At 41.1% G+C, this 13,715-nt stretch carries 16 protein-coding genes and 1 riboswitch; of the genes, 14 read left to right on the forward strand and 2 right to left on the reverse strand.

Translation table 11 applies throughout. The features are described from left to right. The first annotated feature begins 397 nt into the window (after positions 1-397). The 11 genes from H5186_RS01540 to ung all read left to right on the forward strand — a co-directional run bounded on the left by H5186_RS01540 (position 398) and on the right by ung (position 9,550). Positions 398-826 carry an FKBP-type peptidyl-prolyl cis-trans isomerase gene (locus H5186_RS01540; protein ID WP_149983394.1) on the forward strand — a complete coding sequence of 143 codons (429 nt, stop codon included), beginning with the start codon at positions 398-400 and terminating at the stop codon, positions 824-826. Between the two features lie 48 nt (positions 827-874). Next, positions 875-1,489 (forward strand): histidine phosphatase family protein, encoded by a 615-nt coding sequence (locus H5186_RS01545; protein WP_182794046.1) that lies wholly within the window; start codon positions 875-877, stop codon positions 1,487-1,489. A gap of 40 nt (positions 1,490-1,529) precedes the next feature. Beyond that, a riboswitch (cobalamin riboswitch) is annotated at positions 1,530-1,655 on the forward strand. Positions 1,656-1,740: 85 nt separating this feature from the next. Further along, positions 1,741-2,577 carry an ABC transporter ATP-binding protein gene (locus H5186_RS01550; protein ID WP_220496367.1) on the forward strand — a complete coding sequence of 279 codons (837 nt, stop codon included), beginning with the start codon at positions 1,741-1,743 and terminating at the stop codon, positions 2,575-2,577. After that, entirely contained in the window at positions 2,564-3,559 is a 996-nt protein-coding gene (locus H5186_RS01555; RefSeq protein WP_182794047.1) for an iron ABC transporter permease, read from the forward strand. Before H5186_RS01550 ends, H5186_RS01555 begins: the two co-directional genes overlap by 14 nt. Before the next feature lie 4 nt (positions 3,560-3,563). Beyond that, positions 3,564-4,628, forward strand: coding sequence for a nicotinate-nucleotide--dimethylbenzimidazole phosphoribosyltransferase (gene cobT, locus H5186_RS01560; protein ID WP_182794048.1), 1,065 nt, complete (start codon positions 3,564-3,566; stop codon positions 4,626-4,628). Beyond that, positions 4,628-5,425, forward strand: coding sequence for an adenosylcobinamide-GDP ribazoletransferase (locus H5186_RS01565; protein ID WP_182794049.1), 798 nt, complete (start codon positions 4,628-4,630; stop codon positions 5,423-5,425). Before cobT ends, H5186_RS01565 begins: the two co-directional genes overlap by 1 nt. Beyond that, on the forward strand, positions 5,422-5,949 hold the full coding sequence (gene cobU, locus H5186_RS01570; protein ID WP_145242903.1) for a bifunctional adenosylcobinamide kinase/adenosylcobinamide-phosphate guanylyltransferase: 528 nt from the start codon (positions 5,422-5,424) through the stop codon (positions 5,947-5,949). The genes H5186_RS01565 and cobU overlap by 4 nt, the downstream gene beginning before the upstream one ends. Next, positions 5,949-7,451, forward strand: a complete 1,503-nt coding sequence (locus H5186_RS01575) for a cobyric acid synthase (RefSeq protein WP_182794099.1) — start codon at positions 5,949-5,951, stop codon at positions 7,449-7,451. Before cobU ends, H5186_RS01575 begins: the two co-directional genes overlap by 1 nt. Next, positions 7,435-8,034 carry a cob(I)yrinic acid a,c-diamide adenosyltransferase gene (gene cobO / locus H5186_RS01580; protein ID WP_145242905.1) on the forward strand — a complete coding sequence of 200 codons (600 nt, stop codon included), beginning with the start codon at positions 7,435-7,437 and terminating at the stop codon, positions 8,032-8,034. Before H5186_RS01575 ends, cobO begins: the two co-directional genes overlap by 17 nt. Then, the gene (locus H5186_RS01585; protein WP_149983399.1) at positions 8,034-8,891 is read left to right on the forward strand and encodes a cobalamin-binding protein; all 858 of its coding nucleotides are present in this window, start codon (positions 8,034-8,036) and stop codon (positions 8,889-8,891) included. The genes cobO and H5186_RS01585 overlap by 1 nt, the downstream gene beginning before the upstream one ends. After that, positions 8,888-9,550, forward strand: coding sequence for a uracil-DNA glycosylase (gene ung / locus H5186_RS01590; protein WP_145242908.1), 663 nt, complete (start codon positions 8,888-8,890; stop codon positions 9,548-9,550). The genes H5186_RS01585 and ung overlap by 4 nt, the downstream gene beginning before the upstream one ends. Positions 9,551-9,726: 176 nt before the next feature. Here the strand turns inward: ung and H5186_RS01595 are convergent, their stop codons facing one another. Together H5186_RS01595 and tal are read right to left on the reverse strand one after the other, a co-directional pair. Further along, positions 9,727-9,915: a DUF3545 family protein gene (locus H5186_RS01595; RefSeq protein ID WP_145242910.1), complete on the reverse strand. Its 189-nt coding sequence runs from the start codon at positions 9,913-9,915 to the stop codon at positions 9,727-9,729. Positions 9,916-10,092: 177 nt separating this feature from the next. Further along, positions 10,093-11,043 carry a transaldolase gene (gene tal / locus H5186_RS01600; protein WP_145242912.1) on the reverse strand — a complete coding sequence of 317 codons (951 nt, stop codon included), beginning with the start codon at positions 11,041-11,043 and terminating at the stop codon, positions 10,093-10,095. 250 nt (positions 11,044-11,293) lie between these two features. Here tal and yaaA point away from each other — a divergent pair, with 250 nt between their 5' ends. The 3 genes from yaaA to H5186_RS01615 all read left to right on the forward strand — a co-directional run bounded on the left by yaaA (position 11,294) and on the right by H5186_RS01615 (position 13,543). After that, positions 11,294-12,073: a peroxide stress protein YaaA gene (gene yaaA, locus H5186_RS01605; protein ID WP_149983400.1), complete on the forward strand. Its 780-nt coding sequence runs from the start codon at positions 11,294-11,296 to the stop codon at positions 12,071-12,073. Positions 12,074-12,173: 100 nt separating this feature from the next. Next, positions 12,174-13,088 (forward strand): mechanosensitive ion channel family protein, encoded by a 915-nt coding sequence (locus H5186_RS01610; RefSeq protein ID WP_182778533.1) that lies wholly within the window; start codon positions 12,174-12,176, stop codon positions 13,086-13,088. Between the two features lie 260 nt (positions 13,089-13,348). Further along, positions 13,349-13,543, forward strand: a complete 195-nt coding sequence (locus H5186_RS01615) for a DUF1289 domain-containing protein (RefSeq protein WP_145242920.1) — start codon at positions 13,349-13,351, stop codon at positions 13,541-13,543. The last annotated feature ends 172 nt before the right edge of the window (positions 13,544-13,715 follow it).

Consider the following 13,715-nt stretch of genomic DNA (forward strand, 5'->3'; position numbering starts at 1 on the left):
TTATGAAGAAATAGTCGAACAGGTTTCGCAAGCGTGGAATAAATTCATTTCTGTTCCTGATACGGTTAAAAGCATATGCTCTAGAGACTGGATAAAATTGACTTAATCTTTATGCAGATTGGTATTATACGTATAATACCAATCGACTTAAATATTTAACCATTCTAGCGAGCTAAATAAAGCGCTAACTGCGTTATAAATTAACAACTACATGTCAAAATTTATGCCTTGCTATCACTCTATTTATCTGTCGCTATAAATGGTCAGTAACTTAACACGATTGGTATAAGATCATTTTATTGTTTTGAAAAACTCGCAAACTCACTATAAAACTTGCGTTTAGGCCTCTACCTATGCGATAAAATCATTATATTTATCATACAAATAGTGGGGCTTCATGGCACGTAAAAAAACAACTAAATCAAAAGGTTCATCAGGACTCAATCGTAAAAACAGTGAAAGCTTCATAGTTAAATTTAGTAATCATGCTGATACTCAACTGTGTGCTTCTGGTTTGATGTATAAAGTAATAGATGAGATCTCTGGTGAGCGAGTAACTGACACAGATACCGTGGTCATCAATCAGCGTATTATGCTTGCTGATGGCAGCGTAATAGCTGATAGTTATAAAGCTGGAATGCCTGAAGTATTTACCTTAGATGAGGCAATCGAAGGATTACGAGAAGGTATTTTATTGATGTCGGTTGGTTCTCGCTATGAATTTGTAATTCCTGCAGAGCTGGCGTGGGGACGCAAGGGGAATGGTGGAAAAATAGGAGCTAATGCCGTTCTACATTTTGATGTGCGCTTAATCCGTTTAGGATGACCATTATGCTATAGTTAAAAGTACTTTTCTTTAATGTAAGAGGGTTTTATGCCGCCATTTTCTAGTCGCGTTTACTTATTACGCCATGGCGAATTGATTGAGCAAGGAGTCTTGGCCGGACAGACAGATTTTTTACTCAGTGAACTTGGCCGTGCGCAATTACATCAAGCGTGCAGTGAGCTAACTAATATTGAGCTTGTACAAAGTTCGACTTTGAAACGTTGTAGCGAATTTGCCAGATCTTTTAGCCATGCCCAGCAAATACCACTTTTTCTGACCGATCAGCTCCGAGAGTTTAATTTTGGTGATTGGGATGGCTGTAAATATGATGATTTGTGGCAACAGACGGACTCTCCTAGTATTGGCGATTTCTGGCAAAGCCCTTGGCAAGTAACCCCCCCTCATGGCGAAAGTATGAGGGATTTTTATCAGCGAATAGCAACGTGGTGGCAAACGTTACTAATTGATATTGCAAGTAATCGTACTCAAGCACAATTAGTTTTAACGCATGCCGGAGTGATCAAGCAACTATTAGGTATTATTTGTCAGTTACCAAAAGAGTCGAATCAGCAAAACATATTTTCAATCGGTTATGGGAAGCTCATTTGTATTGATATTTACATAGATGATAGCGATAAAGCATGGCCCAGAATTGTGTTTTAAAAGACTATTTTTAGCCGTCTAGAAAGATATTAATTGAAATATTTACTCACCCGCCCATAATAGAGCCTTATGTATTTTGGAATGGGGTGTAACTCCTCAACTGTTCCCGCAACTGTAAGTCGCAAGCGCGATAAGTCAGATACAAAATACGTTAATTTATTACCTATTGAGCGGGCTAACTCTTCTATTATCACCATGATCATAATGGTTTGTAGTGTATTGGGTTTAGCTATTGCTAGAGAGATAACACATTGCAAATACCAGCAGTAATTGATCCCCCTTTACTTGAAGTAGCTAATTTATCGTGGTCGGTGGCAAATACCGCCATTTTGCACGATATTAATTTTGCAATAAAACCAGGCCAATTTATTGGTTTGTTAGGGCCTAATGGCGCAGGTAAATCAAGTTTATTGCGTTGTTTATACCGTTACACTAAACCAGTGTGCGGTGAGGTTATATTTGCAGGGAAAAATATTTGGCAGCTAAGTGCGGATGAATATGCCAAGCAGGTTGCTGTGGTGCTGCAAGAAACACCTTCGCAATTTAACCTATCGCTTTTTGATGTAGTGAGTCTTGGCCTTACGCCGCATAAAAGCTTATTTAGTTCGACAACTAAAAATGATCAACAAATTATTTTTCAGGCGATTGAGCAAGTTGGCTTGAGCCATCATTTACAGCAATCGTTTGATTCCCTTTCCGGTGGCGAGAAGCAACGCGCATTGATAGCACGTTCAATTGTACAAAGCCCTCAATTATTAATTATGGACGAGCCTACCAGCCACTTAGATATTAAATATCAAATTCAATTAATGGAGTTGGCTAAATCGCTAAATGTAACGGTATTAGCGTCGTTCCATGATCTTAATCTTGCAGCAAGTATGTGTGATGAACTACTGGTGATAAAGCAAGGTGAGTTAGTTGCAACGGGTAGCCCGGAATATGTCATCACGGAAGAAATGCTCAGCGAAGTATTTGGTGTCTGTGCCGAAGTCTCGGCGCATCCACAGAGTAAACAATTAAATAAGGTCATTCCGCGTATTACCTATTTTTACGGTTATCAAGGTGGTGGCGTTGATGCAAAAAAATAATTATTTTGCAGTCAGCGTGGCGCTATTTTTTGCCTTGTCGAGCATTTTTATAGCACTTAGCTTTGGTGCTGCGCCCAGTAAATTCATTGATGTATACCACAGTATTATAGGTCAGGGAGATGACTCCTTTATAGCGCGGATCATATGGCAACTGCGAATGCCACGAACATTGTTGGCGTTTTTAGCTGGCTCTGGTCTAGCTATTGCTGGTTTAATTTTACAAACCGTAACCCGTAACCCGTTAGCCGATCCTTACTTATTTGGTATTTCATCGGGAGCCTCATTTGGTGTGGTATGTTTTATGACACTAACAGGAGCCAGCGCGGGAATAACAATGTCGGCCGCGGCATTTGTTGGTAGTTTATTGACTATGTTATTACTGGTTTTTATTGCCGGACGAGCAGGTCGCGGACAAGTTGAAAGCATGCTCTTGGCTGGGGTCGCTTTATCCTTTTTATTCAGTGCCTTTACCAGCTTACTTTTATATTTTAGTGATCCGCAGGCGATCACGGCTATTTTATTTTGGACGCTAGGCAGCTTTGCTCGCGCACAATGGTCAACGTTATGGTTACCCGCTTTAGTTATTATTAGTTGCACCGGGCTGATGATGGGTTTTCGTCGGCAACTAAATGCAATGTTACTAGGTGATGAAAGTGCTGCAACTTTAGGAATACCGGTACAGCGGTTTCGGTTATTAATGTTGGTATTGAGCTCATTGATCACTGCAGTGTTAGTGGCGATGTGTGGTGGTATTGGTTTTGTTGGTTTGATGATCCCGCATATAGTACGGTTTTTTGTGTCGCAAGGCACTATTACTGGTTTGATCATGACGGCTTTAGTTGGCGGTATATTTATGGTGTGGGTTGATGTGCTATCGCGTGTTTTACTTGCAAATCAAGAATTGCCAATCGGTGTTATTACTTCTGCAATAGGCAGTATTTTCTTTTTATCGTTACTTTATTTTCGCAAGCGAGAGAGTTAGTCAGATGTTTAATATACCCACAGTAACTAATCAATTTGGTCACCTCATCATTGATAAGATTAACCAAAAAACTAAACCGCTTGGTGCACTTGGACAGTTAGAACAATGTGCAATACAACTGGTTACTTTGTTTAGCCAAAAAGTGGCAAGCGAAGATGCTTTTAAAACCTTTGCACCTGCAATCAATAAGCCTACTTTGCTGGTATTTGCAGGAGATCATGGTGTTGCTGCACAAGGGGTATCGATAGCGCCCAGTGATGTCACCTCACAAATGGTAGCTAATTTTGTCAGCGGTGGTGCCGCTATTAATGTCTTTTGCCAACAGTTAGGTTGGCAATTAGAAGTGATTGATTGTGGTATTTTGCATCCAGTCACAGCGCCAAGTGTCCATAATTGCCGTCTAGGAAGTATAACAAAGCCACTTAATACAGACATGGCAATGAATACCGCGCAGGTACAGCAAGGCTTTAATAATGCTAAACAGCTGGTGCAACAGCTCAGTCATAGTGGTTGTAATACAATTGCCTTTGGCGAAATGGGCATAGGTAATACCACCAGTGCAGCAGCGATTATGGCAGCTATGCTGAATTTACCTGCACAGCAGTGTGTTGGCAAAGGCACGGGTGTTAGTGATGATATTGTTACGCGTAAAATAACAGTTGTAGAGCAAGCGCTGGTATTGCATCAGTTACATTTAGCAGATCCTATTTCACTACTTGCAGCGTTAGGTGGCTTTGAAATTGTGCATATTACGGGAGCTATGTTGGCTGCGGCTGAGCAAGGCATGGCTGTAGTAGTTGATGGCTTTATTTGTAGTGCTGCGGCAATGGCCGCAATTAATATTAACCCAGCAGTGAAAGATTATTTAATTTTTGCACATTGCTCAAATGAGCAAGGCCATCGACTGATGTTGAACGTACTCGATGTTAAGCCACTGCTGCAACTTGATTTACGCTTGGGTGAAGGCACTGGCGCTGCGTTAAGTTTACCATTATTGCAAGCCGCACTTGGTTTTTATAATCAGATGGCTAGTTTTGCTGATGCTGGTGTTAAGCAGGTTGTCAGTTAATGCCTAACCCAGAGGCAAATAAAGTAACGCAATGGCAGTTACTGTTATTAGCAATTAGCTTTTTAACCCGGCTACCGGTGCAGTTGCGCTTTAATGTAAGCGGTGCTCATTTAAATCAAGCAAGTCGCTATTTTGCTTTAGTGGGTTTACTGCTTGGTGGATTATTAGCACTCAGCTACGGCGTTTTTCAATTACTGTTACCAGCATCAATAAGTGTATTACTAATGATGGCGGCCGGGTTGTTATTAACAGGCGCATTTCATGAAGATGGCTGGGCCGATGTATGGGATGGTTTTGGCGGTGGTTGGCAGGTGTCGCAAAAGCTTGCCATTATGAAAGATAGTCGTCTTGGTACTTATGGTGCTGCGGCATTATTTATTATGCTGCTGGTTAAATTTCAAAGCCTACTCTTTCTTAGTGAGTCATTGATTACTGTATTGAGTGCAATTGTTATCGGGCAATGTGTAAGCCGAGTAGTGGCAACCAGTTTAATTATGGGGATGGAGTATGTAAGTGAAGATGCGACTTCAAAAGTAAAGCCGCTTGCTATGCACCTATCGGTCACTAGTTTAGTTACGTTACTTGTAACCGCCGCTACTTTACTGGTTAGCTTGATTGCTGTTGGTGTATTGTTATGGCAAACCGTATTCATTCTTGTAGCAGTATTACTGATCCTAAGAGTCATTTTGATCCGCTGGTTTAAACAGCAGTTAGGTGGTTACACTGGCGATTGTTTAGGTGCCGCGCAGCAGCTAAGTGAAATTGCCATTTACTTAACTTTTGTGAGTGTATTATGAACGCTAACCACACATTTATTTTAGGCGGCGCACGCAGTGGAAAAAGCCGCTTTGCTGAACAGCTTGCACAGCAAAGCAATAAAAGCGTTATTTACCTCGCAACGGCGCAAGCCCACGATACTGAAATGCAAGATCGTATAGTCCATCATCAACAACAGCGCCCTGTCGATTGGCCGTTAGTTGAGGAGCCAATTGCATTGGCTGAAGCGTTACAAACACACAGCAGCAAAGATAACTGTATTTTAGTTGATTGCTTAACCTTATGGTTAAGTAACTGTTTATGTCACGCCACAAGTGATTGTTGGGATGAACAGAAATCAGCACTACTAAATACCCTTGAAAATTTACCGGGGCAAGTGATTTTTGTCAGTAACGAAGTTGGCCACGGTATTGTGCCTTTGGGCGAGCTAAGCCGCCGGTTTGTAGATGAATCAGGCTGGTTACATCAAGCCATTGCCGCAAAAGCTGCGCGAGTTGAATTTATAATGGCAGGTCTTGCCTTAACACTGAAAGGGCAGTCATGATGAAAACATTAATGGTACAAGGTACTACTTCTGATGCAGGGAAAAGTACTTTAGTTGCAGCATTGTGCCGAGTATTTGTTGAACGCGGGATCAAAGTTGCTCCATTCAAACCGCAAAATATGGCCTTAAACAGCGCTGTAACAGAAGATGGCGGCGAAATAGGTCGTGCGCAAGCACTACAGGCGATTGCAGCTAAAGTGGCGCCACGGGTTGATTTTAACCCCATTTTACTCAAGCCCAATAGTGATACTGGCGCTCAAGTGATAATTCACGGTAAAGCCATTAGTAATATGGAAGCAGGTGCTTATCATGATTATAAAAAAGTCGCGATGGATGCGGTACTGGCTTCGCAACAGCGTTTAAGCGAAGAGTTTGAGCTACTGGTAGTTGAAGGTGCGGGCAGTCCGGCTGAAATTAATCTACGTGCGGGTGATATTGCTAATATGGGTTACGCCGAAGCGGTTGATTGCCCCGTGATCATTATTGCAGATATAGATAAAGGCGGTGTGTTTGCGCATTTGGTCGGTACTCTTGCGCTATTAAGCGAGTCAGAACAAGCCCGAGTAAAAGGCTTTGTGATCAACCGTTTTCGTGGCGATATAGGCTTATTGCAAGGTGGCCTTGATTGGCTTGAAGAGTACACCGGTAAACCAGTGTTAGGGGTGTTGCCGTATTTACATGATCTCGCCCTAGATGCTGAAGACGCGGTAGCGATAGATAATCAAGTAAGCCAAGCAAAAATAAAAATCGCAGTATTGCTACTTCCTCATATTAGTAACCACACTGATTTTGATGCGCTGCGTTTAAACCCGCAAATTGACATTAATTACATTCGCCATACTCAAGCAATTCCACACGTTGATCTGATCATCATTCCTGGCAGTAAAAATGTTATTAATGATTTAGCCTTTTTAAACAATGAAGGCTGGGGCGAGCAGATTCAGCGTCACTTGCGTTATGGCGGTAAGTTATTAGGTATTTGCGGAGGTTTGCAAATGCTCGGCACAGATATTTATGACCCTGAGGGTGTGGAATCAAGTAAAACACACTGTAAAGCTTTAGGGCACGCTGATTTTACCACTCATTTAGGGCAGCATAAAGTACTAACTCAAGCTGCTGGTGTGATCCATCTTGGCGGTCAACAAGCAAAAGTGGCAGGCTATGAAATACACGCCGGTTGCAGCGCTGGCCCAGCATTTAAAAAGCCTTTTTTACAATTTACTCAGCATCCACAGCATGTTGTGCAAGATGGTTTTATATCAGATGATGATTGTATAGCAGGTACTTACTTACATGGCTTATTTGATAGCAGTGCAGCTACGCAACTAATACTGGATTGGGTATTGCCAAATAGTGGTATTACCCAATTAATAGATATAGACACACATCGCGAGCAGCAATTAACGCGCTTAGCCACGATGTGTAAAGAACATTTAGATTTAGACAAAATAACGCAAATTTACCAAAACTGGGAAGGAGTTAATCATGAGCGACACACATAACGACAAGCACCAACAACGCCAACAAAAAGTAAAAGATAAAGTTGATGAGCGTATAGCCGCAGCACAAACTGAGAAAGGCGTTTTTCAGGTGATCACTGGTAATGGTAAAGGTAAATCAACCTCAGGGTTTGGCACGGTAACACGTTGTGTAGGCCATGGCATGAAAGCTGCTGTGTGCCAGTTTATTAAAGGTACTTGGCCGTGTGGTGAGCGTAATGTATTGCAAGGCGCAGGGGTTGAATTTGCCATTATGAACACAGGTTTTACCTGGGAGACGCAAAATAAAGAATCAGATACCGCAGCGGCGCAAGCGACTTGGCAAGAAGCAAAACGTATGTTGGCTGACGAATCAATTAATTTAGTATTACTTGATGAAATTACTTATATGATCACCTACGGCTACATTGATTTAGACGAAGCACTCGAAGTGATCGCTAATCGTCCGCCAATGCAATCTTTAATTATTACTGGCCGTGGTGCGCACCGCAAGTTAACTGACTTAGCTGATACTGTTAGTGAAGTGCGCAATGTTAAGCATGCATTTGATGCTGGTGTTAAAGCGCAAATAGGATTTGATTATTAATGGCTACGCTTAGGCTTGTACTCGTTTTATCGCTGGCTCTGTGCTGCTTTAAGCTCGTGGCTGATCCTAACAAGCAGCAATTAAGAATTATCGCCTTGGCCCCGCATATTGTTGAAAACCTCTATACCATCGGAGCTGGTGAGCAAATCGTGGGAACCGTGGAATATGCTGATTTCCCTGCTGCGGCCAATGATATCCCACGTATCGGTGGTCACCAAGGTATTCAAATAGAAAAGCTACTGGCCCTCAAACCTGATTTAGTTTTAGCATGGAAAACGGGTAGCAAAGCTGAGGATTTAGCACGTGTTAAAAGTTTTGGTATTGATATAATTTACAGTGACGCGAGTGAAGTAGATAAAGTACCCAATGAACTGCGCCGTTTAGGTGAGCTTACTGGACGTGAGCAATCAGCCGAGCAAGCCGCACTTGAATTTGAGCAAAAAATTGCTGTAATCAAAGCCAAGCAGCAAGGTAAAAGTAAGGTCGCGGTATTTTACCAGCTATGGGCAGAACCGATGATGACGGTGGGTAAAAATACCTGGATCAATCAGTTAATCGAAATTTGCCAAGGTCGTAATGTATTTGCTAGCAGCCGAACTGATTACCCTCTGATAAGTATTGAAAATGTGATCGTGGCAAAACCAGAGATCATTATATTGCCTAATGAAAAGTCACAAGCGCAGCAAACTGTGATTGATTGGACACAATGGCCCGAAGTACCCGCGGTAAAGCACCACCAGTTTATTAGCGTCAATGCTGATTTACTACACCGCTTTACCACGCGTATGTTGGATGGTCTTGCTGATATGTGTACTAAAATAGATGATTCACGCGTTGCAATTAAGGAGCCACAATGAGTGATTGGCAAGACTTTTTAAAAACCGAATGTGCAAAAACTTATATGCAGCAGACGTTGGATACAGTTGCTCAAAAGCGCAGCGAAGGTATTGCTGTATATCCGCCAGAGCAGTATGTATTTAGTGCATTTGATGCAACACCGTTAAGTAATATAAAAGTGGTTATTTTAGGACAAGATCCTTACCACGGCGAAGGACAAGCACATGGTTTGTGTTTTTCGGTATTACCAGAGGTTGGTAAACTTCCTCCCTCATTAAAAAATATCTATAAAGAGCTGGCTACAGATATCGATGGTTTTCGCGTGCCTACGCACGGTTATTTACAACGCTGGGCAGAGCAAGGGGTGTTTTTACTTAATACCGTACTGACTGTTGAGCAAGGCCAAGCCCATTCCCATAAACACTTAGGTTGGGAGCAGTTTACCGATAAGGTTATTGCCCATATTAATCAACACTGTGAAGGTGTGGTATTTATTTTATGGGGTGCTCACGCACAAAAGAAAGGTAAAGGCATTGATAGTACGCGTCACCATATTTTAAATGGCCCGCACCCATCGCCGTTGTCTGCGCATCGTGGCTTCTTTGGTTGCCAGCATTTTTCCGCTACCAATCAGTTATTAACACAGCAAGGGCAAACAGCGATCGATTGGCAAGTTTAGGAATTGTAGGTGCGAGTTTATCCCGCGCAGAATGTTAAGCTTGTCGCGATGTAAAATCGCAGCTACGGATCTAGGCGGGGGTTATTATTCTGCGCAGAATATACGTTAACTGATAAAAACAAAGGCCCTTACTTTATCGGTAAGGGCCTTTTAGTTGGTTAGTAGCTATTGCGAAATTAAAAATCTAATTCATCAATCGCAATATTGTCTGTAAAAAAGTCTAGTTCCTGTAGTTCTTTACGTAAACGTTGCTTGTCTTTTAAAGCTTCGATTTCGCGCCATTTTCTCTTTTTATTTTTTTGAGAGGTCTTTCTTGTTGTATCAGGACCTTCTAATATCTCTAAAATATCGTCTAGGCTATCCATGAACTTCTCCTATTGAATTTTTTGAACCTCGAAAATACCTATACCACAGGCCACACTAAAATAGAATAAAAAAGTGACATTTATGTTACAGGTAAGTGATAAATTAATGAATAGAGATTATTTTCAGGCATAAAAAAACGCCGCAAATGCGACGTTTAATTTAAACGATAAAAGCGATTACATTGCTTTAAAACGTGCTTCTAGTTGCTCTTGTGCATCAGCAAAAGAACGAATACCTTCAGCTAGTTTTTCTGTCGCCATGGCATCTTGATTATGTAACCAACGGAACTGAGCTTCAGTTAGTGGTGCAGGTTTAGGCTCTTTAGCAATATCACTTTCAAGTAAATACTCCTGTGCACCTTCAAGGTTGCCTAGCTCTTCTAAAAGGTTAGGACTGATGGTTAGTTTATCGCAACCAGTTAGTGCGATGATTTCACCGGTGTTACGGAAACTTGCGCCCATAACAACCGTTTTATAATCATGGCGCTTATAAAATTCAAAAATACTGCGTACTGATTGCACGCCTGGATCTTGTAATGGATCGGTTGGTTTTTCTAAGCCGTTAGCAACGTGCCAATCTAAAATACGGCCAACAAATGGTGAAATCAAAAATACGTTAGCATCTGCACAAGCACGGGCTTGAGCATCACTAAATAGCAGCGTTAAGTTACACTTAGTACCTTCTTTTTCAAGTTGCTCTGCGGCTTTAATACCTTCCCACGTTGAGGCAACTTTGATTAAGATTTTATCTTTGCTCACACCTTCTTTTTCATAAAGGCTTAGTAATGTGTGTGCTTTAGCAATTGTTGCTTGAGTATCAAATGATAAACGCGCATCAACTTCTGTTGAAATATAACCCGGCACAATGTCACTGATCTCTTTACCTAGTAATACAGCAAAGTAGTCACAGGCTAGTTCTAATTGTTTAGCAGCGTCTTGCTCGGTTTCTTTAGCATAACTCCACGCTTTATCTAAATACGGCTTATAGGCTTCAATTTCACTGGCTTTTAATAGCAATGAAGGGTTAGTTGTTGCATCTTCCGGTTGGTGTTTTTTAATCGCTTCAATATCACCAGTGTCGGCCACGATAGATGAATGTTGTTTGAGCCTTTGTAGAGCTGAAGTCATTTGCTTTCCTCATTCCAAGCAAGTTAAAAGAAAATCTACTGTAACTACCTTATACTGCAGCACTGTGACAGCGCTTAATAGGTCTTATGTCCGTATCAGTGAAGAACGAAGGTGCATAGCATAATTTGCTGTGCGAATAAGGTAGGTATCATACCAATCAATTCTAACTAATTGATATAAACAAAACGTGCTTTTCGTTTCATTTAATGTTGAAATTGACATTAAATAATTTCCAAGTCAATAGCTAACTATGATCACTGTTATTTCACCTGCAAAAAATTTAGATTTCGAGAGCCAAGCAAGCACTGATAAATTCACGCAACCTGAGTTACTTGAGCACAGCGAAGAGTTGATGACGGTGTGCCGCGAATTAACGCCGGCACAAATTGGCAGTTTAATGAAAATTAGCGATAAGCTTGCAGGCCTTAATGCTGCGCGCTTTAGTGAGTGGTCGCAACCGTTTACTACCGACAACGCTAAACAAGCCGTGATGGCTTTTAATGGCGATGTATATGGTGGTTTAGATGCAAACAGCTTAACTGCCGGGCAACTTGATTACGCGCAAAGTCACCTACGTATTTTGTCAGGCCTTTACGGGTTATTAAAACCACTTGATTTAATGCAAGCGTATCGCTTAGAAATGGGCACTAAGCTTGATAACAGCCGTGGTAAAAACCTCTATGAATTTTGGGGCAGTATTATTGCTGATAAACTAAATAGCGTACTCGCTGAGCAAGATAGCCAATATCTAGTAAATTTAGCATCAAACGAGTATTTTAAAGCGGTTGATAAAAAAGCCTTAAACGCGCAAATCATTACTCCACACTTTAAAGACTGTAAAAACGGCCAATATAAAATTATCAGCTTTTATGCTAAAAAAGCGCGCGGCTTGATGGCTCGCTACATTATTGAGAATAAAGTTACCCAGTTAAGTGATTTAAAAAAGTTTACTGTTGATGGTTACTACTACAGTAGCGAAGCGACCCAAAAAGAGCTGGAGCCAGTATTTCTAAGAGATGAACAAAACTAGTTATTAATCTGTTTAAAAGCCCTGCAATGCATGGCTTTTTAGTTTTGGCGCTTATTTTGCAATAACCTGACACTATTTATAAAATAATCAAGGTTAAGCAATGCTAAAAATACCTTCTATCAGCGATGCCGAAAAACTTATTGAAGAAAAACTCGGTGGCTGGTTTGATGTCGTAATAAGTCATATACCTAATTTTATAGTGGCGGTGATCATCGCCATTGTTTTCTCAATTCTCGCGCGTTTTTTAGGTTCGATGATGCGCAATGTTTTACGCCGCTCGTTAGACTCCCAACAAATTGCAGACTTAATGGCATCGATATTCAAGATGATAGTACTGTGTGTTGGGTTATTTGTTGCCCTCGATTTTATAGGGCTAAAAGGCACTGTAACGTCATTACTGGCTGGTGCTGGGATTGTTGGTCTAGCAATTGGTTTTGCCTTTCAAGATATGACCGAGAACCTAATAGCTGGTATTGCTATGGGTATTCGCAAACCCTTTAAAACAGGCGATGTTATAAAAACCGATGATGTGTTTGGCAATGTGCGCTCAATAAATTTGCGCAACACGCTTATCGAAAACTTTTATGGGCAATTGATTTTAGTGCCTAACAAAATACTTTTTCGTAATGTATTACGTAATTACAGTACCTTAGGTGTACGCCGCATTGAAGTGCCGGTGGGCATTTCATATGGTGATGACCCAGAGCTGGCAGCCGAGGTGATAGTTAAAAAAATCAATGAATTTGATTTTGTAATTAAACAAGACGAAACCGCTGTTTATGCCGAAGGGTTTGGCGACAGTAGTGTCAACTTACTGGTGTGGTTTTGGATCAAATATCCCGGCGAGGCAGACTTTATGAGCGTACGCCATAAAGCAATTGTGGCAGTCAAACAAGCGCTAAGTGACGCTGATATTAGTATTCCATTCCCAATTCGCACCCTTGATTTTGGTATTAAAGGCGGTGAAAAACTCGATGCGATGATCACTGAAAAGCGCCAGCACTCAGAACAATAAATGGTTCTATCAACAGGTAATATTTACCTGTTGATAGTGCTAATTTACACAAATTTACAGCTGGTAATACAGTTGTTGATTGGCGCATATTTACCAGTATTAAGTTTTCTACTGATAGACAGCATTTATGGCGAAGCATCAAAACAAGTAAAAGGCAGTGGTCATAGTTTAGTTATCGCTAGCCGATTATCGACTTTACTTATTAGACACTAGCTAAAACTAAGGCTAGTGTCTAATAAGTAAAGTCGAAGGTAAAATTAATGAATAACATTAAAGTGAGCAATGAAGAACCAAGTAGCCCATGTATTCGGCATTGTTGTTTAGATAAAAACGATACCTGTATCGGTTGCTTTAGAACCCTTGATGAAATTCTCGCGTGGCACAGTGCAAGCCCTGCGCAAAAGCTGCAAGTTCTTAATGAATGCCAAAATCGCAAAAACGCGCAACATAAATAATCACTTTGTAGAGCAGTCTGCAAAAGCTAACCACAAACTTCAAGATTAGTACCATTTAATTCGTAATAAAGATAAAAACCGTATACTAGTTTTTACCGCTCTGTACTGCCCGTTAATAAACACTCCAACACACACAAAGAATAAGTTAGCGATACACTCGTGCCACTGCATT

The organism is Pseudoalteromonas sp. SG41-2 (assembly GCF_014164535.1).
Taxonomy (GTDB): Bacteria; Pseudomonadota; Gammaproteobacteria; order Enterobacterales; family Alteromonadaceae; genus Pseudoalteromonas; species Pseudoalteromonas rhizosphaerae.

What these genes read in the sequence shown, in the direction of transcription:
- H5186_RS01610 (WP_182778533.1), top strand. Translation starts at nt 12,174, where the DNA reads ATGCTAAAAATACCTTCTATCAGCGATGCCGAAAAACTTATTGAAGAA.
- tal (WP_145242912.1), bottom strand. Translation starts at nt 11,043, where the DNA reads ATGACTTCAGCTCTACAAAGGCTCAAACAACATTCATCTATCGTGGCC.
- ung (WP_145242908.1), top strand. Translation starts at nt 8,888, where the DNA reads ATGAGTGATTGGCAAGACTTTTTAAAAACCGAATGTGCAAAAACTTAT.
- cobT (WP_182794048.1), top strand. Translation starts at nt 3,564, where the DNA reads ATGTTTAATATACCCACAGTAACTAATCAATTTGGTCACCTCATCATT.
- H5186_RS01585 (WP_149983399.1), top strand. Translation starts at nt 8,034, where the DNA reads ATGGCTACGCTTAGGCTTGTACTCGTTTTATCGCTGGCTCTGTGCTGC.
- H5186_RS01540 (WP_149983394.1), top strand. Translation starts at nt 398, where the DNA reads ATGGCACGTAAAAAAACAACTAAATCAAAAGGTTCATCAGGACTCAAT.
- H5186_RS01595 (WP_145242910.1), bottom strand. Translation starts at nt 9,915, where the DNA reads ATGGATAGCCTAGACGATATTTTAGAGATATTAGAAGGTCCTGATACA.
- H5186_RS01555 (WP_182794047.1), top strand. Translation starts at nt 2,564, where the DNA reads ATGCAAAAAAATAATTATTTTGCAGTCAGCGTGGCGCTATTTTTTGCC.
- H5186_RS01615 (WP_145242920.1), top strand. Translation starts at nt 13,349, where the DNA reads ATGAATAACATTAAAGTGAGCAATGAAGAACCAAGTAGCCCATGTATT.
- H5186_RS01545 (WP_182794046.1), top strand. Translation starts at nt 875, where the DNA reads ATGCCGCCATTTTCTAGTCGCGTTTACTTATTACGCCATGGCGAATTG.
- cobU (WP_145242903.1), top strand. Translation starts at nt 5,422, where the DNA reads ATGAACGCTAACCACACATTTATTTTAGGCGGCGCACGCAGTGGAAAA.
- yaaA (WP_149983400.1), top strand. Translation starts at nt 11,294, where the DNA reads ATGATCACTGTTATTTCACCTGCAAAAAATTTAGATTTCGAGAGCCAA.
- H5186_RS01575 (WP_182794099.1), top strand. Translation starts at nt 5,949, where the DNA reads ATGAAAACATTAATGGTACAAGGTACTACTTCTGATGCAGGGAAAAGT.
- H5186_RS01565 (WP_182794049.1), top strand. Translation starts at nt 4,628, where the DNA reads ATGCCTAACCCAGAGGCAAATAAAGTAACGCAATGGCAGTTACTGTTA.
- cobO (WP_145242905.1), top strand. Translation starts at nt 7,435, where the DNA reads ATGAGCGACACACATAACGACAAGCACCAACAACGCCAACAAAAAGTA.